The sequence below is a fragment of the Acidaminococcus sp. genome (assembly GCA_022482815.1).
Classification (GTDB): Bacteria; Bacillota; Negativicutes; order Acidaminococcales; family Acidaminococcaceae; genus Acidaminococcus.
Genome location: JAKVOM010000001.1, coordinates 1,062,082 through 1,084,553 on the forward strand (window position 1 = coordinate 1,062,082; position 22,472 = coordinate 1,084,553).

The 22,472-nt window shown below is 47.5% G+C and carries 22 protein-coding genes, 1 pseudogene and 1 riboswitch; of the genes and pseudogenes, 13 read left to right on the forward strand and 10 right to left on the reverse strand.

Annotated features, from left to right (window positions below; translation table 11 throughout):
- Positions 1–450 (forward strand): hypothetical protein, encoded by a 450-nt coding sequence (locus LKE33_04675; protein ID MCH3950220.1) that lies wholly within the window; start codon positions 1–3, stop codon positions 448–450.
- Positions 451–843: 393 nt separating this feature from the next.
- On the opposite strand, the pseudogene LKE33_04680 reads toward LKE33_04675, so the two are convergent.
- From LKE33_04680 to LKE33_04695, 4 genes and pseudogenes are all read right to left on the reverse strand, one after another.
- A pseudogene (locus LKE33_04680) lies at positions 844–1,228 on the reverse strand (heme-binding protein).
- A gap of 64 nt (positions 1,229–1,292) precedes the next feature.
- On the reverse strand, positions 1,293–2,432 hold the full coding sequence (locus LKE33_04685; protein MCH3950221.1) for a metallo-dependent hydrolase: 1,140 nt from the start codon (positions 2,430–2,432) through the stop codon (positions 1,293–1,295).
- 85 nt (positions 2,433–2,517) lie between these two features.
- Positions 2,518–4,851 carry a TRAP transporter large permease subunit gene (locus LKE33_04690; GenBank protein ID MCH3950222.1) on the reverse strand — a complete coding sequence of 778 codons (2,334 nt, stop codon included), beginning with the start codon at positions 4,849–4,851 and terminating at the stop codon, positions 2,518–2,520.
- A gap of 17 nt (positions 4,852–4,868) precedes the next feature.
- Positions 4,869–5,378: a TRAP transporter small permease gene (locus LKE33_04695; protein ID MCH3950223.1), complete on the reverse strand. Its 510-nt coding sequence runs from the start codon at positions 5,376–5,378 to the stop codon at positions 4,869–4,871.
- A gap of 154 nt (positions 5,379–5,532) precedes the next feature.
- On the opposite strand from LKE33_04695, the gene LKE33_04700 reads away from it, so the two are divergent.
- On the forward strand, positions 5,533–6,507 hold the full coding sequence (locus LKE33_04700) for a LysR family transcriptional regulator (GenBank protein ID MCH3950224.1): 975 nt from the start codon (positions 5,533–5,535) through the stop codon (positions 6,505–6,507).
- Between the two features lie 281 nt (positions 6,508–6,788).
- On the opposite strand, the gene LKE33_04705 is transcribed toward LKE33_04700, so the two are convergent.
- Entirely contained in the window at positions 6,789–7,925 is a 1,137-nt protein-coding gene (locus LKE33_04705; protein MCH3950225.1) for a mandelate racemase/muconate lactonizing enzyme family protein, read from the reverse strand.
- Positions 7,926–8,067: 142 nt separating this feature from the next.
- Here LKE33_04705 and LKE33_04710 point away from each other — a divergent pair, with 142 nt between their 5' ends.
- The gene (locus tag LKE33_04710; protein ID MCH3950226.1) at positions 8,068–8,988 is read left to right on the forward strand and encodes a LysR family transcriptional regulator; all 921 of its coding nucleotides are present in this window, start codon (positions 8,068–8,070) and stop codon (positions 8,986–8,988) included.
- Positions 8,989–9,426: 438 nt separating this feature from the next.
- Here the strand turns inward: LKE33_04710 and thiH are convergent, their stop codons facing one another.
- The 5 genes from thiH to LKE33_04735 all read right to left on the reverse strand — a co-directional run bounded on the left by thiH (position 9,427) and on the right by LKE33_04735 (position 13,649).
- Complete coding sequence (gene thiH, locus LKE33_04715) at positions 9,427–10,638, reverse strand: 2-iminoacetate synthase ThiH (protein ID MCH3950227.1); 1,212 nt, start codon at positions 10,636–10,638, stop codon at positions 9,427–9,429.
- Between the two features lie 11 nt (positions 10,639–10,649).
- The gene (locus LKE33_04720; protein MCH3950228.1) at positions 10,650–11,429 is read right to left on the reverse strand and encodes a thiazole synthase; all 780 of its coding nucleotides are present in this window, start codon (positions 11,427–11,429) and stop codon (positions 10,650–10,652) included.
- A 70-nt stretch (positions 11,430–11,499) separates the two neighbouring features.
- Positions 11,500–12,180, reverse strand: a complete 681-nt coding sequence (gene thiF / locus LKE33_04725; GenBank protein ID MCH3950229.1) for a sulfur carrier protein ThiS adenylyltransferase ThiF — start codon at positions 12,178–12,180, stop codon at positions 11,500–11,502.
- Positions 12,164–12,367: a sulfur carrier protein ThiS gene (thiS, locus tag LKE33_04730; GenBank protein ID MCH3950230.1), complete on the reverse strand. Its 204-nt coding sequence runs from the start codon at positions 12,365–12,367 to the stop codon at positions 12,164–12,166. Before thiS ends, thiF begins: the two co-directional genes overlap by 17 nt.
- A gap of 145 nt (positions 12,368–12,512) precedes the next feature.
- Positions 12,513–12,608, reverse strand: a riboswitch (TPP riboswitch).
- 195 nt (positions 12,609–12,803) lie between these two features.
- Positions 12,804–13,649 (reverse strand): Mrp/NBP35 family ATP-binding protein, encoded by an 846-nt coding sequence (locus LKE33_04735; GenBank protein MCH3950231.1) that lies wholly within the window; start codon positions 13,647–13,649, stop codon positions 12,804–12,806.
- A gap of 238 nt (positions 13,650–13,887) precedes the next feature.
- On the opposite strand from LKE33_04735, the gene LKE33_04740 reads away from it, so the two are divergent.
- The 10 genes from LKE33_04740 (at position 13,888) to LKE33_04785 (ending at position 22,432) form a co-directional block, all read left to right on the forward strand.
- Positions 13,888–14,508 carry a hypothetical protein gene (locus tag LKE33_04740; protein ID MCH3950232.1) on the forward strand — a complete coding sequence of 207 codons (621 nt, stop codon included), beginning with the start codon at positions 13,888–13,890 and terminating at the stop codon, positions 14,506–14,508.
- Positions 14,509–14,592: 84 nt separating this feature from the next.
- The gene (locus tag LKE33_04745; protein MCH3950233.1) at positions 14,593–14,757 is read left to right on the forward strand and encodes a hypothetical protein; all 165 of its coding nucleotides are present in this window, start codon (positions 14,593–14,595) and stop codon (positions 14,755–14,757) included.
- Between the two features lie 95 nt (positions 14,758–14,852).
- Positions 14,853–15,866: a 3-deoxy-7-phosphoheptulonate synthase gene (aroF, locus tag LKE33_04750; protein MCH3950234.1), complete on the forward strand. Its 1,014-nt coding sequence runs from the start codon at positions 14,853–14,855 to the stop codon at positions 15,864–15,866.
- A gap of 83 nt (positions 15,867–15,949) precedes the next feature.
- Positions 15,950–16,816, forward strand: coding sequence for a prephenate dehydrogenase (locus LKE33_04755; protein ID MCH3950235.1), 867 nt, complete (start codon positions 15,950–15,952; stop codon positions 16,814–16,816).
- The gene (gene aroB / locus LKE33_04760; GenBank protein ID MCH3950236.1) at positions 16,803–17,873 is read left to right on the forward strand and encodes a 3-dehydroquinate synthase; all 1,071 of its coding nucleotides are present in this window, start codon (positions 16,803–16,805) and stop codon (positions 17,871–17,873) included. The genes LKE33_04755 and aroB overlap by 14 nt, the downstream gene beginning before the upstream one ends.
- Positions 17,870–19,144, forward strand: coding sequence for a 3-phosphoshikimate 1-carboxyvinyltransferase (aroA, locus tag LKE33_04765; GenBank protein ID MCH3950237.1), 1,275 nt, complete (start codon positions 17,870–17,872; stop codon positions 19,142–19,144). The genes aroB and aroA overlap by 4 nt, the downstream gene beginning before the upstream one ends.
- Positions 19,141–20,229, forward strand: coding sequence for a chorismate synthase (aroC, locus tag LKE33_04770; protein MCH3950238.1), 1,089 nt, complete (start codon positions 19,141–19,143; stop codon positions 20,227–20,229). Before aroA ends, aroC begins: the two co-directional genes overlap by 4 nt.
- A gap of 5 nt (positions 20,230–20,234) precedes the next feature.
- Positions 20,235–21,080 carry a prephenate dehydratase gene (pheA, locus tag LKE33_04775; GenBank protein ID MCH3950239.1) on the forward strand — a complete coding sequence of 282 codons (846 nt, stop codon included), beginning with the start codon at positions 20,235–20,237 and terminating at the stop codon, positions 21,078–21,080.
- A gap of 25 nt (positions 21,081–21,105) precedes the next feature.
- On the forward strand, positions 21,106–21,942 hold the full coding sequence (aroE, locus tag LKE33_04780; protein ID MCH3950240.1) for a shikimate dehydrogenase: 837 nt from the start codon (positions 21,106–21,108) through the stop codon (positions 21,940–21,942).
- Positions 21,935–22,432, forward strand: a complete 498-nt coding sequence (locus tag LKE33_04785; protein ID MCH3950241.1) for a shikimate kinase — start codon at positions 21,935–21,937, stop codon at positions 22,430–22,432. Before aroE ends, LKE33_04785 begins: the two co-directional genes overlap by 8 nt.
- Positions 22,433–22,472: the final 40 nt, after the last annotated feature.

Sequence of the window (22,472 nt, forward strand, 5' to 3'; positions counted from 1 at the left end):
ATGAAAAAAATCGTAGCTTTATTGATGATGGTTCTGTCTCTGGGCTTCTCCAGTCTTGGTTTTGCCAGCCCTGCCAGCGACACCCTGGCAAAAGAGGAAGAAGCTGTTAATGCTGTAATGAAAGTCCTGACGACGAATGCTCCGCTTAGCTCTGCTCAGCCGTATTTTTCCGATGACCTCAAGAAAAAATTTGATGAAAAGACCCTGGCTAATATGAAGAAGAGCATTGATGAACAAATCGGTGATATTTCCGATCTGCACCTGGTTGTTCTCGAAAAGGCTCCTGAAGCTGACCGCCTGATCTATGCCGGCAAGGCTAAGAAAGCTCCGGCTGTCCGCACGGTTGTCGTTTTCCAGACCAAAGGTAAGAAACCTCTGATGGAAGGCGTTAGCGTAATGACGGCTGATGTCAAGAAGCAAGCTAACCAAAATCAAAAGACGACTAAATAATTTTGGTAAATTACAAAGAGGCTGACGCAAAGCTGTGTCAGCCTCTTTTGTGGTTCTATAGTAAAAAGTGGAGTGAGGAAAGAGACAGGCTTTCCTCACTCCACTTTTTGTAAAAATCACATCAAATCCCTGCCATGGTAAAAATTTAAATCTCCGTTCTATTTACCTGTTGGAAGGAGTCTGCTGCGACTGTTTTAATACTGCTTCTGCGGAATCTTTAAAACTATCGCCGGTTCTTTTTTCCGGGGCACCGATTTTATTGAAAAAGCAATTCGGTATTTCGTTTAATTTTAAGTTTTTACTGATACAGGGAGCACATCCTTTGTCATGCTTTGTCGGATGCAATGGACATTCTAAATTGCTGCATGTGCAAAATTTTGCGATATTACTCAATTATTTATTCACCAGCTCATTAAATACGGAAACAACGTACTCTGCAACCGTACAATCCTGTGCCTCGGTTCCGCCTCCAACGCCGATTCCTCCAGCGATTTTTCCATTGACAAATATTGGATAACCGCCCGATACAAGCGTAATACGAGGATCGTTAGTCTGGATTGCCATAAGGGCCCCCCTCTGCTGCCGCAGCGGCTACATCGTTTGTCTTACATTGCGTAACTGCTGCTGTGTATGCTTTACCGGGCACCAAAGTGATGCTGAGTACAAGTGCTTCACCATACCTGCGATATACTACTCTCGGAAGCCCATTTTCATCACTGATGGCGAAGCTGATATCGACGCCTAATTCTCTGCTTTTTTCTTTTGCGGCTTCACACAAAAAATAAAAGCACTATGGAAAGAGGGGGATTCCACAGTGCTTTATTTAATCCTGCTGGTGTGATTTACTGGAAGTCTGCCTGACAGTACACGCAGCGGCCATCTTTAAAGGTCATTTGTGGTACGAGAACCTGATGACCGGTAAAGGAATGACCATTGCAGTCCTCATAGGGAACGTCTTTTGTCTTGTGTTTCAAAATTACGATGTCGGCAGGCGTTCCCCTTTTCAGCGTTCCCAGTTCTTCGTGGTGGATAAGTCGTGCCGGTGTCAGGGTTGCTGCCTTTAGGACGTCTTCGAGCTTCATGCCGAAATCAACATATTTGGATAAAATACGGGGCAGGGAGTGGAGCGGCTGGAGAAACCAGCTGGATACGTTATTGTCAGAGCTGATGATATCGGGATAGAAACCCTGTTTTATGGCCTTTTGGGCGACTTCTAAATCAAAGTTGCTCCTGCCATTGCAGGCATCAAAGAGTACGCCGCGCTTACGAGCTTTCCAGAGACCTTCCAGGACAGCTCCTTCTTTCGTCAGACAGGTGTGTTCTCCTTTGCCATGGAAGATATGACAAATGACATCGCCCGGGCGCAGATAAGAGGCTAATTCATCAAGCGGAATCGGACAGTCTGTTACGTGTACAACCACGCGGGTTCCGACTTTTTCTGCAATTTCTACTGTTTTTTTGATAGACTTTCTGGCTAGTTCCGGAGATAAGATGTTGTTTGAAAGTCTTGTCTTGATCCCTACCAGATTATCGGGATAGCGGCGGAACAGCATAGCAATCTTTTCTTCGTCAAAATACCGGGGATCGAGATTTTCCGGGTAACGATCATTGGATTGACCGCCGGAAGCGATAAGGAGGCAATTAAGAATCCTTACGTCCGACATAGAAAGGATAGAACGGCGGTAAAGCTCGTAATTCCCGGCACCCGTTGTTCCGGCGTCGACGGCTGTCGTGATGCCTGTACAAAATGAGGTCGCATCGGGATTGACTCCGTTTTCGCTTCCTCCCTCGAAGTAGTGGGTGTGATAATCAATGAATCCCGGACTGATGAGGCAATCGGCTGCATCAATGATTCTAAAATTTTTTAAAAGGGAAGCTGTCGGAAAATCAGAAATCATTCCGTTTACGACAGCCAGATCCCTTTTTACCCAACAATTTTGTTCAGTATCGTAAAGAGTTCCGTTCTTTATAAGAAAATCCATGGGTAGTTATATCCTTTCTAAAAGCCTTGATGACGAGCATCAAGGCTTTTAATTTTTATTGTATTTCTTATTTTACTATCTTTTTCTATTTTGCCGCTTTTGTTTTTTGAATCGCTTCCATGAGCTGGTCGACAATTTCATCGCCTATATCACGGCGGACCATATCTTGTACAACTTTACCCTTCTCACGAATTTCTTGTACGACGGAGGGTTCAAGCGTAATGATTTGATCACCTGCATCCATGCAAATCTGCTTATATTGTTTAATGCTGGCATCTGCCTTGGCATTACCGTAAGCAGTGGCAGCAGCTGCGCATTCGTCGACCAATTGCCGGACGTTTTCAGGTAAGGAACTGTAGACATCCTTGTTCATGAAGAAGGTAATGATATGGCCGATGTGATTCGTCTCAATAATGTATTTCTGAACTTCCTGGACATTATTCCCTACGATGTTCATGTAAGGATTTTCCTGTCCGTCAATCGTACCTTGCTGCAGTCCCATAAAGACTTCCGTGAACTGCATCGGTGTTGCGGCGGCACCGAGGGCGTCCCAATAAGCCAGGTGGTAGGGGTTCGTCATAACGCGGATTTTCTGTCCTTTGAGGTCATCCAGTTTTCTTACAATCTTGTTGGTTGTGAGCTGACGGAAGCCTGCATCGGAATAGCCAAGCATCTGAATGCCGCCCGCATTGCAGTACTGGTTCATGACTTTCGGAAAATCCCCATTAAGGACGGCTCTCATTTGCGTTACATTATCAAAGAGGTTCGGAATATCAAAGACAGCATACTGCGGAATGAAGTCAACCAAGTCTGTGGTCATGCCTGTCCCGATGTCGATGGAACCGCTGACTACGGCTTCCGTAAATTCGGTCGTGTTGCCAAGCTGTCCGCTCGGGTAAATATCTACCGTGATTTTACCGCCGGATTTTTGATTGATGAGATGAGCAAATTCGGCCACCATCTTGTAGTTGATGGAAGAATCCGCTACCGTCATGGCGGCTCTCCAGTGATATTCGGCAGGAATGGAGCTCGGATCCATAGGTTTAATATCTTTACCATACGTGTCTGCATCCGCATCAAGAGCCGGTGTAGTGGCGGCAACGGCCTTGGTCGTATCTTTCGAAATGGCACTGACAAGGCCCATGGAAATGCCGGGAATATTGGTAATGAGCCCCAGGGAAATCAGGAAAGTGACGAGGAAGGGGACTACCGCGCGTGCCAGCTTGAGCATAGGAATCTTCGTCATGCCGGAAGCTACAAACAGGTTGATGCCCATAGGCGGTGTGACCATACCGATGGCAAGGTTGCAGGTCATGATAATGCCGAAGTGAATCGGATCAACGCCCAGAGCTGTTGCTACAGGAACCATGATAGGCGTAAGAATCATGATATTTGGAATATTGTCGATAAACATGCCGCAGACCAGCATGACAAGGTTCATAATCAGGAGAACGACGTATTTATTATCAGAGAGGGCAAGTACGCCTTCGCTGATGGTCTGCGGATAGCGGAGTAATGTCAGGACTTTGGCAAAAGCCGCCGCGGCAGCAATGACAAAGAGAATATTGACGTATGTCTTGGCGCCTTCCATGAATACGCGTCCCAAATCTTTGAGGGAAAGGGTATGATACACACAGATGCAGACAAACAGACCATAGAACACGCTGATAACGGCAGCCTCCGTAGGACTGCAGACACCTGTATAGATGGTCCCCAGAATGATGACTGGGGTCATCAGGGCAAAGAAGCTGTCTTTAAAAAGGTTCCAGAGTCCATCTTTGTGGAGTTCTTCATAGCTTTCCTGCAGTTTTTCTTTGTCTTCGCCGTGTTTCCTGCAATAAATATAGCAATAGACCATGAGGGCCACGCCAATCAGGAGTCCCGGGAAAATGCCTGCGATGAACAGTTTTGACGGGGAGCAATTGGCAATAGAAGCGTAGACAATGTAGGAAATGGAAGGCGGGATAATAACTCCCAGACCTCCTGCTACTGTCACAATGGAGGTCGCAAAAATTTTATCGTAACCTTTCGAGACCAGGAAAGGAATGGTCATAGAACCAACTGCCGATACCGTTGCCGGGGATGACCCGGAAATGGCCGCATAGAACATACAGGTTACAACAACAGCACAAGGGAAACCGGCTGTTTTGTTCCCGATAAAGTAGCCAAAGAAATTAAAGAGCTTCTTGGATATGCCGCCTCTTGCCATGATCATGCCGGAGACCATGAACATAGGAACGGCCAACAGGGTGAAACTATTAAGGCCGGAGAACATGGCTCTCGCCACGTCGCTCACGCCAAAGGAAAAAGAACTGCTGGCAAGGTGAGGAACCATCGAGAGGAAGGAAAAGACGCCTCCGATAGGAAGGGCTGCGATGATCAGTGCAAATAAGATGAAGAAGAAAACCCCAATATTCATTTGTTCATTCCCTCCTTTTATTGGTCAATATCCCGGCCATTGTCTGCTTCTGTTTTTGCCTTGCCGGCGAAAAGGCGGTACAGAAGCTGTACGTAACGGATGATTCCAAGTGCAATTCCAAGAGCCATGAGACGGTAAAGGAATGCGACAGGGATGCGCAGTGCAGGGCTTGCCTGGTGAATCAGGGCGGCCTTCCCAATCAGTTCCCATGTTCCCTGGAGCAGGAATCCCAAGATGATAACCATAATGATGGAAATGGCAATTTCCAGGTACTTTTGCAGAGAGTCAGGAAGCATTCTGGTAAAGGTATCAACTTTCAGGCTGACGCCTCTTCTGATGGCACAGGGAAGACAGAAGAAAGCGGATAGTGCCAGCAGATAGCAGCATACCTCATCGGACCATGTCAGGGCGTGATGGAATCCGTAACGCATGACTACGTTCGTAAACGACAGGACGCACATGATGGCCAGCATTATGGCGAGCACCAATAGTTCAAAATTTTTTTCAAGCCAGTGCAGTACTTTCACGGTAAAACGCCTCTCTTTCTTTTCTTACCATGACAAGGAAAATAAATAAAAATTCCGATAACTCTTACAATAATTGTACTGACTTGATTAAAAGAAATAAACGTGATATTAATTTATCTTGAAAGTAATAAAACTACTAATAAGGAGGACAGCTATGGACATAAAGATGCTCGATTATGTGGTCATGATTGCCCAGTGCGGGAGTATATCCAAGGCTGCATCAAAACTTTACCTGACCCAGTCCGGCTTGAATCAGCAGCTGCTGAAACTTGAAAAACAATTAGGCATTAAATTGTTCGAACGGGATCACCATCATTTCAGAATTACGGAAGCGGGAAAGATCTACGTGCGCAATGCCATGGAAATCCTGAGAATCCAGCGCAACACGCTTACGCAGCTGAGCGATATCAAAAATAATATGCACGCGGAGATTTCCATCGGCCTGACACATGAGCATGGAATCGACCTTTTTACGGCTGTCTATCCGACTTTTCATGAGCGGTATCCTCACCTCCGGTGTAAATTAGCAGAGCACATCGTGGCCGACCAATACGAACTTATTGAAGCAGGAGATTTGGATATTGGCATCGTGCTCACACAGGCTGATACGTACAAGAAAAATAAGGATCTGCGCTTTCACGAAGTCTACAGGGAGGATCTTTTACTGGGCGTTCCATTGAACCATCCCCTTGCCAAAAAGGCCGTTCCCATAGGAACGGGGCGTCCCCTTCGTGCCATTGATATCCGTCTGTTCAAGGATGATCCGTTTTCCCTGATTTTTGAAGATTCAACCATGCGCAGGGAAGTCATTGACCCCATGTTTGAAGCAAATCATATGCAGCCGATCATCATGCTTGAGACGGCCATCAACACGGCGTTATCACAAATCGTAAGCAAGGGATTATCCTGTACAATTCTGCCGCATTCCCGCGTACTTGCCAGTCGCTATCGTGACGATTGCGCCTGGTTCCGGCTCTTGTCGAATCCAACCTGGAGTGTAGCTGTCGTCTATCGCAAAGATTATGTAGTAAGCCATTCCATTTCTTACCTTATAGGGCTGATGGATGAGTATGGACAGGAAATGGAACAGAAATTCCTGGTCGAAAGCCCCGGGTATTTTCATGCATGAAAAGAATACCTTTCGAGAAACGTTAAATCAGTTCCGAAAGGTAATTTTCAAATTCAAATATTCTCTTTAAGAGGGAACTAGAGAAATAATTTAATTAAAGGAATCAGAAAGGTGATTATTGATACTGCGCAAAAAAGTAAACTTTAGCTTGGTTAATTTTCAGGCTCTTGCATAGATACTGTTGTATGCAAGATAAACAGTAAAAATTAGCTTGAATTTTCTATAAAATATTAAAGACATGGTAACTATCGCTGCTAAATCATTGATATAGCATTTTTTACTTAATCAAGGCTGTAAATGGAATCCTCTTTAGAGAAAAGATTGAGATTCTTTTCATTGAATGAAAAACCATTACCGATTCTTTTGGGAACCTTCATGGAACCATCTGCAATTTCTACTTGTTCATTGAATAAATCTTTGAGCCAGTCAATATGTTCTACCCAGATAGAACCAGCATATGTAGCTGCAAGAGGGAGATGCATTTCCATGACGAAATGAGGAGCAACTGCCAGTCGTTTTTCTCTTGCTCTATCAAGTACTTTGAGAAAAGGTGTAATTCCACCAATTCTTGGTGCGTCAGGCATAATCAGATTAACAGCATTATGATCGATATAGCGAAGCAGGTCAGCAGCACTAGACAACATTTCTCCCGTACCGATGGGAACTTGTAACCTGTGAGTCAATTCATAGTGCCCTTCCAAATCGTAAGCATTCAAAGGTTCTTCCAACCACGTTAGATTACAATCTTCGGTTGCTTTTCCAAAACGTAAAGCGGTCTCAAGATTCCACTGTTGATTTGCATCAACCATGATGGGAACGTTGGGCCCCAACTTATCGCGCAATGTTCTTACACGAAAAATGTCTGCATCTAAATCTGGCTGTCCAACTTTAAGCTTAATACCCCCAATTCCATTGGCCAAAAGTTCCTTTGCCTTATTTATTACTTCATCGATCTTAAAACTCAAGTACCCTGCGGTTGTATTATAGCAACTAATGCTGCTTTTGTAGCTTCCTATAAGTTGAGAAATCGGAAGTCCTGCTTTTTTTGTTTTTATATCCCACAATGCGGTGTCAAAGGCCGCAATAACTTGGTTAATAATGCCGTTTTCGCTCAGCGTATTTCCGCACCAATGCAACTTATCCCATAAATAAGAAATATTAAAAGGGTTTTCACCGAGCAGAGCGGGTGCGAGTTCTTTTGCCAATTCGTACTGGGATTTTCCTCCCGCACGGAGTGCATAGGTATATCCTTCACCTTTGATGTGTGAGGAGGTTTCCATTCTAACGCAAGTTAAATATACGCTGGACAATGGTTTTTGTTTTCCTTGAAAAACTTTGGCATCACTTAAGCTCTTCTGTAACGGTACATTAATATAGTTTAAATGAATGGATTGGATGATTTCTGATTCTATCATCATAATAGATTTTCCTCCCTTGGAAGTTTAATTCATCGATTTGTATTGTAAATTTGCGGAGGGCAAAAGTACACTTAATTATCTTATGATGAGGATAAAAATTATTTTAGGTCAATATTTTTGAGAAAAGGAGGTGTACTATGCAATGGATATTCATATTATGGAAAATATGTTAAAAATAGCGGAAGAAAAGAGCATTACGAAAGCCGCTAAGAAACTTTACCTGACACAATCGGCCCTAAATCAACAGTTATTACGAGAAGAAAAAGATCTTGGGATGGAACTTTTTACTCGGGGAAAATATTTTTGTGAACCAACCAGAGCGGGTCTTATTTATCTGGAAGGCGTAAAAAAAATAATTCAAGTTAAAAAAGAAACTTATCGGAAAATTAGTGATCTGACTAAAAATTTTAAGGATACAATTCATATCGGAGTTACTCCTGTTCGCGGGCCTGATATGTTTGTTCACGTATATCCTATTTTTCGAGATTGTTATCCGAACATTTCTGTTCACCCTCATATCATGAGTGTAGGTGAACAAATAAATGCGTTGGAAAAAGGAACTATAGATATGGGATTTATGGCATTATTCAAGAGTCAAAGAAAGCATAACCAGTATTTGGAATTGATGAAAGAAGAAATTGTGATGGCGTTTCCAAGTAAATGGCAAATAGATTCTTATCGGATCGCGTCTCCGAAAGGAAATGTTAGTATTTCTTATAAAATTTTTGAGGACAAGCCTGTTGTTTTATTAAAAAAGGGGACAACAATGCGCCCAATCATTGATCTGATACTTAAATCCCAAGGTGTTCGTCCAAACGTATTATTTGAGGCAATAAATCCCACAACTATTCTCGAAATGATCCAAGCAAACATATGTTGCGGATTTGTATCGCGTTTATCTTCTGTTGGTTACAGTAAGAATATCGACTATTATTCCTTCCCAATGCCATTACGATGGGATGTAGCTGTTTCTTATCCTAGTGGTGTAAAACTTAGTAAAGCAGAATTAGATTTTGTTGATATGGCTAAAAATTATTGGATGGGCAAAATAGGAGAAGCATGAAAAAAATTTATTTATACTAGACTAGTAATTTGAGAAAATTCTGCGGTCAAGCTATAGAAAATAATCTACGGCATTAAGCAAGAACAGAAGGAAATACAAAATTAGAAAGTACCATGGACATTAGAAAAAGAAAAGATATGAACTTTTCCTTATCTCATTTTCGTGAAAAACTGGAATAGATAGCATCCATTCTCACAATTAAACCATTAGATACAGATGAAAATTTTATGTCTACTATTGATTTGCCGTAGGAAACTGATCTTAAGATAAAAAGAACGAATAAAATGAAAAGCCCCGCTTCATAGAGTGGAGAGGGGCTTTTTGGAAGATTAATTTAGTATACACAGACGGAGAGAGTAATCAGAATTACCGGCTGAATCCGGCGTTGATATGGTACTACTCTCCTTCGGGCGATAAAAGAGATGAGAAAAGAGCTTTTCAAATGAAAATGGCGTTTGCCATGACGGGCTGCATGCCTTCTTTTAAGAGATCACTGTATACGGCAGCGACGGAGCGGTGGTCTGCAATTTCGAACTGGTCGTCTCCTTCGTCCTTTTGATGGCTGTGGGCGCCGATACCCGTACTGACACCGGCTGAAATCTTGGTCGTGGCAATCTGCATGAGGGCGTCGCGGACGCGGGCCACTTCGCGCGTGGAGACCGTAATGGGCGCACTTGGCATGAAGAGGCGGTAAGCGCAGCAAATCTGGAGAAGTTCTTTTTCTCCGACGCCCATGGGATAGATGGTGTCGTTGTTTTTGATGGGACGGAGACGAGGGCAGGAAAAGGCAATTTCAGCCTGAGGATACTTGCGCTGCAGCAGGTATCCGTGAAGCCCTGTGGCAAAGGCATCGCGTCGAAAATCCGAAAGCCCCAGAAGCGCACCGAGACCGACACCGCGCATTCCGCCTAAAATGGCCCGTTCCTGCGTATAGAAACGGTAAGGGAAGACGCGTTTATTGCCGGCCAGGTGCAGTTTTCCGTACAGGTTATGGTCGTAGGTTTCCTGAAAGACGGTTACGAAATCACAGCCGCATTCATGGAGATAGCGGTAGTCTTTGACGTTGACCGGGTAAATCTCAAGACCGACAATGCGAAAATAGCGGCGTGCCATCTTGCAGGCTTCTCCAATGTAGGATACAGGAGACATGTGACTGCTTTCACCGGTAAGGATGAGGATCTCTTCGAGGCCGGTATCGGCGATGGTCTTCATTTCTTCTTCCAGCTGGTGATGGTCGAGACGGGCGCGGTGAATCCTGTTATGGCAGTTGAAGCCGCAGTAGATGCAGTAATTCTCGCAGTAATTCGCAATGTAGAGCGGCGTAAAAAGACATACGCTGTTGCCAAAATACCGATTCCGGACAGTCTTGGCCTTTTGTGCGATAGCTTCGAGGTGAGGAAGGGCGGCCGGAGAGAGGAGTGCCCCGAAATCGTGAGGTGACAGGTGTTCGTGAGAGAGCGCGGTGAGTACGTCGCGGTCCGTGTAGGTGGTCTCTTCAAAAACAGTCATGAGGTGTTCTACGTCTGTAAGCATAGTGGAAGGCAGGACATCCATGCCGGGTTCGTAGACCATAGGGTCATGGTGCTCCGCTTTATAGGTCTTCCGCGCTTCGTCCGTGATAATCGTAGGATTAATCTTTTCTTGTTCCATGGCAGCCTCCTTTATGCTTCATCCCGTAAAAAGCCGGTAAGAGGAGAAGATGGATCGGCACCCTTAGATAAGACGCGGCCGAGCCCCGACCGGTAAGCGAGGCGACCCGACTCGATAGCAAGGCGGAAGGCCGTTGCCATCCCTACGAGGTCGCCGCTTGTGGCAATAGCTGTGTTGGCCATGATAGCTGTTACGCCCATTTCCATGGCGGCGCAGGCTTCCGACGGCTTCCCGATGCCGGCGTCGACAATGATGGGAAGGTCGATTTCATCCAGAAGGATTTGAATCCACTCCTTATTGACGAGACCCTTATTGGAACCGATTGGGGCGGCGAGGGGCATAATGGTGGCCGCTCCTGCGTCCTTCAGGGCACGGGCTGCCGTGAGGTCAGGGAACATGTAGGGCATGACGACGAATCCTTCTTTGGCGAGGACTTCCGTAGCCTTGATGGTTTCTGTATTATCAGGGAGCAGATAGCGGGAATCCTTCATGATTTCTATTTTGATGAAGGGCGTCTTGCAGATTTCTCTTGACAGGCGGGCAATGCGTACCGCTTCCTCCGCATTGCGGGCACCGGACGTGTTGGGAAGAACCGTAACGTCTTTTGGAATATAATCCATAATATTTGCCATGCCGCCGGGATTTACGCGGCGCAGGGCGAGGGTGACCATTTCGGCACCGGCCCCTTGTACAGCGGCTTCGATAAGGTCCAGGGAAAATTTTCCGGAGCCCAGGATGAAACGGGACGTAAAGGTATGTCCCCCAAGATTCCAGGTATCAGATTGTGTCATGATAAACTCCTTTCAGTGTACCGATAAGGGAAGGAACAAGCTGAGAACAGTCCCTGCCCAGAATGAGGCATTATTTTTCATCTAAGAGAAGCTGGGTGACGGTATTAGCCATCATCCCTGCACAGATTGCGACTCGCGGGGCCATAAGCCCGGCATTTTTCCGCGGCGCTGTTTTTTCGTCGCCGCACAGGTAAAAGTGTTCACTTACCTTCCGTACCTTCATGAGATTGCTGTGACCGCAGCCCGCCATGCCGCTGCCGCTTACAAGAATTGCTTCGGGCAGCCTGCGGCGCACTTCCGTGACGAGCATGGCTTTTTGATCGGCCCGGTCAAAGGCCTCACAAATGATGGGCGAGGTTCCGACGCATTCCAGAACATTTTCCGGTGTAATGCGGGCCGTCACAGTTTCATAGGAAAGGTACGGATTGATTTTTTTGAGAAAAGAAAGTAGTGCTTCCGTTTTGAGCATCCCTACGTGTTCGATGAAATAGGACTGGCGGTTGAGATTTGTCCAGTCGACTGTGTCAAAATCCACGAGGCGGAGATGACCCACGCCGATGCGGCAAAGATTCACGGCAATGTTGGAACCCAGACCTCCGAGTCCGCAGATGGTGACGGCACCGCGAGTCAGCTTATCCTGTACAACCTTGCCATGGCGTGCGCACAAGGCTTCATAAAGGGAAATCGCCAGGGAATCGCTATTTTTCTGCGGCGGCCATGTTGTAATACGCTTATCAGCCTCCTCCGACAAAGCTCACCACCTCCAATCGCATGCCATCTTGAAGGGCTGTTTCTGCCCATTCTTCCCGGCAGAGCATGGAACCGTTCTGCTCCACCGCGGTCAGGTCTTTCCTTACACCCATCGCTTCCACGACTTGTGCTACTGTCGTTTCAGGGGGATAAGACTGCTTTTTACCATTGACGATGACCGTAATCATCTTATAAGCCTCCTTTTCCCGGAAAGGTAAAAAAGGCCCACGAAAGTTGGCACCCGAGGTGGTGCCCCCCTTCGTGGACCTTTTGTGTCCCCTCACAAGATTATGCAGTTTTTTAAACAAAAAAGCGGGAATCGATTCCGATCCCCGCATGTGTACGCGTCATCCCTACGTTGGCATTATCCAAATCAGGTTATGGGTCGAAGTCGTTACTTCCTCTCAGCCGAAGCTCCCCGTCTATTCTGTTTACCTTTTTAGCATATCCACTAAACAATTTTTTGTCAAGTCCCGCTGCAAGGGCGTTACAGACTAGAAATTAATTGGCAGAGATTCTGTCCGCACTTTATCTACAGTAAAAACGACGGCCAGCGACCTGCGACCAGCGTAAAAGGGGCTGTGAAATATGCGTATGCATTATTTTCACAGCTCCTTTTTTCATTCAGGCATTCTTGATAACATTGTCGACAATCGTATCCAGAGCGTCACGGCAGCCTTTACTCAGGTTGTCCAGCGGTTTGCCGTTATCTTCCGCAGCAACGACCATTGGATCGATAGGAATGCGGCCGAGGAACGGCAGGTTCTTTTCCTTGGCCAGGGCTTCGCCGCCGCCGACCTTAAAGATATCGACTTCTTTGCCGCAGTGCGGGCAGATGAAACCACTCATATTTTCAACAACACCGCAGATGGGTACGTTGCCCATGCGGCAGAAGTTGACAGATTTTCTGACGTCTGCCAGGGAAACGCGCTGCGGAGTCGTTACGATGATTGCCTTGGCATCGCGAATGGTTTGAATGACCGTCAGCGGTTCATCACCTGTTCCGGGAGGGCAGTCGACAATCAAATAATCGAGGGCCGGCCATTCCGTGTCGGACATGAATTGACGAATGGCACCGATTTTCAGCGGGCCTCTCCAGACCAGCGGATCATCCTCATTGGCAAGCAGCCCCTGTGCGGACAGGAAATACAGGTTATCGCTGTACTTAAAAGGCAGGAGTTTGTCACCTTCAGCGCGCAGATGGGCATCCTCATAACCAAGCATGCCGGCGACACTCGGACCGTGCAGATCGACATCCATGATGCCGACACGATAGCCGCGTTCACTCAGGATGAGCGCTAAGTCAACGGCTACAGTGCTTTTGCCGACGCCGCCCTTGCCGCTCATGACAATCAGCTTATGCTTGACCTGGCTCAGAAAATTGGAAATGGCAATATCCTGAGGGTCTCTTGTATTTTTTTTGCTGCATCCATCACAGCTGGAAGCAGAACAATTTTCACAATCGCTCATGTGTTTCAGATCCTCCTCTTCTTAAAACATACTTCTACAATTATAGGAAATATACGGCAGAATTGCAATTAGTCAAAAAAACAAGATTTACTCATTATAAACAGAGTGTGAGCACAATGGCAGCCGGATTCTTTTTTTCAAAAACTAAATTTCAGTAAAAAAGACACATTTCCTTCATGATTTACTCATTGATTTCATGTATAATAAATAAGATAAAATTGATTGAGGAGGCTTTGCCATGAAACTGCAATGGAAAAAATTAGCGGCCGGTGCCATGCTGCTTTCTATGTGTGCGGTTCCCGCTGCTTTTGCGGCAGAAAGGGGGCCTTTGGCTGATGGTGAGATTTTTGCAACAAATCAGGTAGCGAAAAGTGGTCACGTACTTTATAAAGATAAAACGGACCGCAGCAAGTGGACCCATAACGGCGATGTGAAACCGGATGGATTTGTAGGAACTGCTTTTGTGCCTGATATTTTGGGTGCAACAGACTCCTCCGAGCCGGCTATCGATGCCATTAAGAAAAGCACTCATACGACAGAAAAAATCAAAGCAGCTGAAAAGAAATACAGCGGAAAAGATTACGCTAAATCCCTGGTCGTTTATGCAGCTATGAACACTAACGGCAATGACGGCGATCTGGCTATTCAGAAGGTAGAACTTCTGGGACGTCTGCTTAACGTTACGGTTGCTATTAAGGACAGCGCTGCTCCTGCAGCTGACGGCTCTGAAGCATTGTACAAAGATCAGGCCGTTGTGATTCCTCTGAAGAAACTGCCGAAATACGGCAGCCTTCGCGTTCGTTTCGTAGATACGACAGGACATGGCCTGGAAGACGTGGATGTTTCTCTCGGGTTATAAAATTTGTAACAATTTTTCCATAAAAATGTTAAATTGAATTAAATTGTATCAAAAGTTTGACGGGGAATGGCTGGCGGTGTTAGAATGTCCCCATCAATCATTATTAAAGGCGGTTTCATGATGACAAATGCAATGCTTTCCTGGGCAACTGAACAGTTTGGTTATGCCTACCAGAGCTACTTTTATGGCTTTGGCTATTTTGCATGCGTAAAACTGAATGGTGTGCCGGTCGTAAAGCGAGATTGCTAAGATTTCCGGGCTTCAGTATCCGGAATGGTGAGAACCGTAAATGAGCAGACTCCTTGCGAGTCTGCTTTTTTTATTAGAAAGGGAGGAAAGTAGAAATGATTATTGTAATGAAGAAAGATGCCCCTGTAGCAGCAGTAGAGGAGATTAAGGAAGGGCTTATTAAGAGGGGCTTCAAAATTCATGAAAGTATTGGTGCCACACAGACAATCCTGGGCGTTATCGGTGATACGAGTGTCCTGGATCCGGAAGAATTTATGGTGAATCCCAATGTGGAAAACGCGATGCGGGTGCAGCAGCCCTTTAAGCGCGCTAACCGAATGTTCCATCCGGAGGACAGTATCATCGATGTCAGCGGCGTGAAAGTGGGCGGCCCCAATTTTACCGTGATTGCCGGACCGTGTTCCGTAGAAAGCCAGCCCCAGATGGATACGATTGCCGCGTCTGTTCAAAAAAGCGGTGCTGTCATGCTCAGGGGCGGTGCTTTTAAGCCCCGGACCTCTCCGTACTCTTTCCAGGGACTGGGCGACAAGGGCCTCGATATGATTGAAAGAGCAGGCAAAGCCAATCATCTGCCCATCGTCACGGAAATCATGTCCGCCGACAAACTGGATCTCTTTGTAGATAAAGTAGATCTTATCCAAGTCGGTGCCCGCAACATGCAGAACTTTACCCTGCTTAAAGAGCTGGGCAAAGTCAATAAACCGATTCTGCTGAAGCGCGGCCTTGCCGCTACCATTGAAGAGTGGCTGATGAGTGCCGAATACATCATGTCGGAAGGCAATGAAAACGTCATTCTCTGTGAACGGGGTATCCGTACGTTTGAAACCTATACCCGGAATACTCTGGATCTCAGCGCGATTTGTGCTGTAAAACGCCTGAGCCATCTGCCGGTTATCGTAGACCCGAGCCATGCCACCGGTAAATCCTGGATGGTAGCCTCCATGGCACGTGCTGCCCTGGCCGCTGGCGCTGATGGCCTGATTATTGAGGTTCATAATGATCCGCAGCATGCACTTTGTGATGGAGCTCAAAGTTTGAAACTGGATGAATTTGCGTCACTGATGGATGACCTGCGCAAGATTGCTCCGGTCGTTGGCAGAAAGTTATAAGTATCAGGGATACCGTTGAAACAATAAGGTAACTTGAAACAAGCTGCCGAACAAAATCTTGTTTTCCTGAGGAGGAAAATGGCATGAAAAAACTGGAAGATACCGTTTTTGCCATTGTGGGTCTGGGACTGATCGGCGGCTCCTATGCAAAGGCACTGCGGAATCGCAAAGCAAAGCGTATTATCGGGATGAACCGTAATCATATCGTATCGCTCATGGCAAAAGATGAAGGCTATATCACGGATATAGCCGATGACAATCCGGAACTTCTGCGGGAAGCGGACATCATTATCTGTGCCCAGTATCCGGGAGTGTTTGTTTCCTTTGTGCGGGATCACGTGAAATATTTCAAAAAAGATGTAGTGTTGACGGATGCCATGGGTATAAAGGGAGATATGCCCGATCAGATAGATGCGCTTCTGGGGCCTGATATGGATTTTGTCCCGGCTCATCCGATGGCAGGGCGCGAAGGCCGCGGGTATGGCCAAAGTTCTTCCCGAATTTTTGAAGGCGCAAATTTCATTATCATTAAACGCCCCCATAATAAAAGGGAAAATGTGGAATGGATTCGCGATATCGCTCTTGAAATCGGGTGTGGCCGTGTTGTGGAATTGACTGCCCAGGAACATGACGGTATCATTGCCTATACGAGTGATTTGCCGCATATCATGGCTGTATCGCTGATTAACAGTGAGTCTATGACGCCGAAGACAAAATATTTTGTAGCCGGCAGTTTTCGCGATGCAACGCGTGTAGCCGATATCAATGCGGATCTCTGGACGGATTTGTTCCTGCTGAATAAAAAACCGGTACTTTCTGAAATCGAGCGGTTGGAAGCGCAGCTGCAGAAATGGAAAAGGGCACTGCAGATGGAGGACAGGAAGACACTGCATGAGATGATGGATAGTGCCAAGATGAGGAGAAGGGATATGTTTTATGGAAAACATTAATGTCGAACTCGGCAAAGATTCCTATACAATTGAGATTGAGCGTGGCTTGTGGGCAGAGATGGGAAAGAAAATTCGCGGTCTTTCTAAGGCTGATAAGGTGGCCGTCATTACCGACGAGACTGTGAATGCTCTCTATGGCGAAAGTCTGGATGAGCAGCTTGTCAAAGAAGGTTTTGAAGTGAAACGCCTTGTGATGCCGGCAGGAGAGGACCATAAAAATCTGGAAACCTTTACCCGTATGGTACGTGCCTGCGCCGACTTTGGCATGACGCGGAAGGATCTTGTGATTTCTCTGGGCGGCGGTGTGCCCGGGGACCTGGGCGGTTTTGTGGCCGCAAGCTTTTTGCGCGGCGTTGCTTTTATTCAGATTCCGACGACGCTTCTGTCTCAGATCGACAGCAGCGTCGGAGGCAAGGTCGCTGTTGATCTGCCGGAAGGAAAAAATCTGGTAGGAGCTTTTTACCAGCCGAAAGCTGTCTTTATCGACCCCAATCTTCTGCGTTCCCTGCCGGAACGGTATCTGCACGATGGTTTTGCCGAAGTCATTAAATGTGCTTCCTTCGGGGATAAGGATCTTTTCGAAAAGCTTGAAAAATTGCAGAGCGATAAGGAAATCCTGGACATGGCACCCCTCATGATCAGCCGCTGCATCAAGATCAAAGTCAAAGTGGTGGAGGAGGATGTCCGCGATACAGGTGCTCGTATGGTGCTGAATTTCGGCCATACCATCGGTCATGCTGTAGAACGGTTTTATCATTATGAAAAATATACCCATGGCGAAGGCGTTGCCATCGGCATGGTCCGTCTGACACGCCAGACCGAACGCATGGGGATTACGGAAAAGGGTACGGCTGCCCGCATTGAGCGTTTGCTGGCACGGCATCATATTCCGGTAGATGATCCCATTTCGACTCAAGATGTGCTGAAGGGAATCGCCATGGATAAAAAGAAACGCGGCAATCGGATTACGCTGGTCATTGTACCGGCGCTGGGCAGCAGCCTGCTCAAAAATGTGGCAATGACTGAACTGGGACCTTATGTGGAGCGTATATCATGACAACCATTACCATTAGCCCTTCTGCCCTGACAGGCAGTGTGACTGTTCCTTCTTCCAAAAGTATGGGGCATCGTGCGCTTATTTGCGCAGCGCTTGCTGAAGGGGAAAGCCGTGTCGAAAGGGTCAGTGTTTCCAAGGATATTGAAGCGACCAAGCGCTGCCTGGAAGCGCTCGGCGCCGTAATCAGGGAAGAACCGGACACGGATGGCCGCATGGCTTTTACTGTGAAAGGGCAGCGTCCCTCACAGCATTCTCCGCTCATGGACTGCGGAGAATCCGGTTCGACACTGCGCTTTTTGATTCCTCTTGCTGCCGTGGACGGCAATACGTATTTCTTTAATGGCGGAGGAAAACTGGGAAGTCGCCCTCTGACACCGTATGAGACGATTTTTAAGCAGCAGGGACTGGTATTTCGTTATGGGTCGGAAAATCATTTCCCTTTGACGGTTCGCGGCCCACTTCAAAGCGGGAAGTTTTCTGTGCCCGGCAATGTGAGCAGCCAGTTTATCAGCGGACTGCTTTTCACGCTGCCGCTGCTTGCAGGTGATTCTACACTGGAAATTACGGGGACGCTGGAATCCCAGAGCTATATTGCACTGACGCTTTCTGCCTTAAAAGCGTATGGAATTACCATAAACCAGGAGGACAGAATGCATTACCGGATTCCGGGAGACCAGCACTATCGGCCCCGCCAAGGTCCGGTAGAAGGTGACTTCTCACAGGCTGCTTTCTGGCTGGTAGCAGGGGCCTTGGGAAGAGCACTTACCGTCAAGGGAACCGACGCTGAATCTCTCCAGGGGGACCGCGCGATTCTTCCCATCCTCAAAAAGATGGGAGCTTCTCTGACGCAGGGAGAAGACGGGATTACAAGCCGCGAGGCGGTGCTTACAGGCACGACAATTGATGTATCTGACTGTCCGGATCTGGTACCGGTGTTATCCGTAGCGGCAGCTCTTGCCAAAGGACATACCGATATCATCCATGCCGAGCGGCTGCGTCTCAAAGAGTGCGACCGGCTGAAGGCAATGGCGACGGAGCTCAATAAAATCGGAGCCCATATTACGGAGCGTCCGGATGGACTTTCTATCGACGGAGTAGACCACTTCACCGGCGGCACGGTGGATAGCTGGAATGACCACCGTGTGGCCATGAGTCTTGCTGTGGCAAGTATTGGCTGCAGCGCACCTCTTGTGATTACAGGGGCTGAGAGCGTATCAAAATCGTATCCTGCTTTTTGGCAGGACTTTGCCGCAGTAGGAGGAAAAATATGAGCAGTACTATCGGTGATCGAATTAAAATGACTATTTATGGGGAATCTCACGGTCCGTCCATCGGTGTTGTTCTGGATGGCCTGCCGGCGGGCGTTCCTCTGGATCTTGAAGCCATCGAAAAAGAAATGAAGCGGCGCGCTCCCGGTCAAAATAAGCTGGCAACACCGCGCAAGGAAACTGATAGTTTTACCATTGAAAGCGGTTTCTTCGAAGGCAAAACGACGGGTATGGCCCTTTGCATTCGCATCCAGAACCATAATGCCCATTCCAAGGATTATTCCCTGTTAAAGGATGTTATGCGCCCCGGACACGGGGATTATCCGGGCTTTGTAAAATTTCACGGTGCTAATGATTACCGCGGGGGCGGTTCGTTTTCCGGCCGCCTGACGGCGCCGCTTGTGTTTGCAGGTGCCGTGGCAAAACAACTGCTTGCGCAGGAAGGAATCACCATCGGGGCCCATGTGGCGGAAATCGCCGGCATCAAGGATCGGCCCTTCGATCCCTGCGGAGAGTCTGCAGAAACGCTGCAAAACCTGGGCCGGGATTATATTCCGCTTCTCGATGGTTCCGTACGTGAAAAGATGCAGGAAGCAATCACGGCGGCACGGGCTGACAAAGATTCTGTCGGCGGTATGATTGAATGTATGGCGGTGGGTATTCCGGCTGGCATGGGAGAACCTTATTTTGATTCCGTCGAGAGTAAACTGTCCCATGCTCTCTTTTCCGTGCCGGCTGTCAAGGGCATTGCCTTCGGTGATGGCTTCGGACTTGCCGCTATGCGCGGCTCTCAGGCCAATGACCCGATGATGCTGCGTCAGGACAAAGTCGTCTGCACGACTAACCACAACGGCGGCATTCTGGGCGGTATTACTAACGGAATGCCTATCGTTTTCCATGTGGTTATCAAACCGACGCCATCCATCGGTAAACTGCAGCATACGGTGAACGTCAGAACTCATGAAGAAACGACGCTCGAAGTTACGGGCCGTCATGATCCCTGCATCGTGCCCCGTGCCGTGCCGGTGATTGAAGCCGTGACCGCCTGGACGCTGCTGGATTTGTTCTATCTGATGAAGAGAGGGTGAAGCGTGTGTTGAAGGGAAACTTTCATGTAGGGTACCAGGGCGTCCCGGGCGCCTACAGCTATCTGGCCATGAATCAATATTTCAAGGGATGCACGATTACTTCCGAAGCTTACTCTTCTTTCGACGATGTGGTGGAAGCTGTGAAAGCAGGTACGGTTCAGTACGGAATCCTGCCTATTGAAAATTCTTCTACCGGCGGTATTACGAATGTGTACGATTTGATTCGGCACAATCATGTCAATATTGTCGGTGAAAAAATTGTAAAGGTGGAGCATTGCCTTCTTGCGTGTCCCGGTACGCATCTTGAAGAAATCAAAAAAGTGTATTCTCACCCTCAGGGACTGGCCCAGTGTCATGAGTTCTTTAAGGCTCATCCCGCTATGCAGGAATGTCCCTATACAAATACGGCAAAGGCAGCTCAGCTTGTCTCAGAAAAGAAAGACCACACGCTGGCGGCCATTGCAGGTGCACAGGCTGCGGAACCCTATGGCCTTGAGGTGCTTTTGCGCGGTATCCAGAGCAACAAGAGCAATTACACCCGTTTTGTAATTATCAGCCGTCAGGCGGAAATTCCACCGGAAGCCAACAAGATTACGCTGGTTGTCAGCCTGCCTCATAAGCCGGGTTCTTTGTATCATGTGCTGGGACACTTCGAGCAGAATGGCATCAATATGACGAATATTGAATCCCGTCCGATTGAAGGCCGTCCGTGGGAATATTTCTTCCATATGGATATTACGGGACACCTGAATGACGAAGCAGTGCAAAATGCCCTTGCCGGGCTGAGCCTTGAGGATGCGCGCTATAAACTGCTCGGGAACTACGTGGCTGATGAGCCGGATAAAGGCTGAAAGCTAAACTAAAGGGGTAAGAATCATGATGAGATTAGGATTGTTGGGTGAAGTACTGGGGCACAGCTGGTCTCCGGAAATTCATCAGTTATTTTTTCAGGAAACCGGAATAGAAGGCACTTATAAATTAGTTGAAGTACCGGAAGACCGTGTGGATCAGTTCCTGAAAGAGGCAGGAGAGCAGTTTGACGGCTTGAATGTGACTATTCCTTATAAAGTGAAAGCTTCTGAGGAAGCCTCCTACGTGAGCCCTGAGGCAAAGGCTATTGGTGCTGTAAATACGTTAAAATTTGACGGTGGCACGATGGAAGGGCACAATACGGATTATTTCGGTTTTGGTCGTCTTCTGGCGCATAACAATATTGTGGTAGAAGGCAAAGATGTGGTTGTCCTTGGAAGCGGCGGCGCAGCCCGTGCCGTACTGCAGAACCTGTTGAATCAGAAACCGGCCAGTCTTACCGTCATGGCACGTAATCTGGCAAAAGGGCATCGGGATCTGGAGCGTTTTTTCAGTAAGTATCCGGCGCTTCGGATGATTGACTATGCCCATGCGGACGAAGTTCCTGCGCACGACCTGATTGTCAATACGACACCTGTCGGTATGTATCCGCGTGTCGGAGTTTCGGCAGTTGGCATGGAAGTCCTCGGCAAGACGCGGGAGGCTGCTGTAGATATTGTGTATAATCCGGCGGAGACAGAATTTTTGCGGCTCGCCGGGCAAAGGGGGCTGGTGACCTGCAATGGACTTTATATGCTCGTAGCGCAGGCCATGGCCTCGGAAGAAATATGGCTCGGACGCAAAATTGAGCCGGAGCTGACGGCGCGCATTGCCGCTCAGATGGAGGAAAAAATCCATGCGTAATATTGTACTTATCGGGCTGCCGGGCTGTGGGAAGAGTACCATAGGAAAAAAACTGGCCCAGGCGCTGCATCGGCCTTTTTATGATGCTGATATTACCGTCGTGGAGATGGCAGGGGAGACTATTGCGGATATGTTTGCTAAAAGTGAAGACTACTTCCGCAGCCGCGAAAGTGAAGCAATCCGGGCCCTTGCACAAAAACAGGGCATTGTCATAGCCTGCGGAGGAGGCGTGGTCACGCGCGAATGTAATATGGAAGCACTCAGGAAAACGGGTACGGTAGTCTTTCTTGACCGCTCCGTAGATGATATCGTGGCAAGTGTCGACACTTCCATGCGTCCATTGCTCAAAGACGGCGCGGAAAGAGTGCGGCGCCTTGACAAACAGCGCCGCCCGCTTTATCAGAAATACAGCGATCTGGTGGTGCCGGTGGAAGAACCTTTTACTAAGACCGTCAACAAACTGGCGATTCGTTTTTTACATAAACAATAAGAAAATCCAAAGCCTGCAGTAGGGTGTTGTTTTCCTGCTG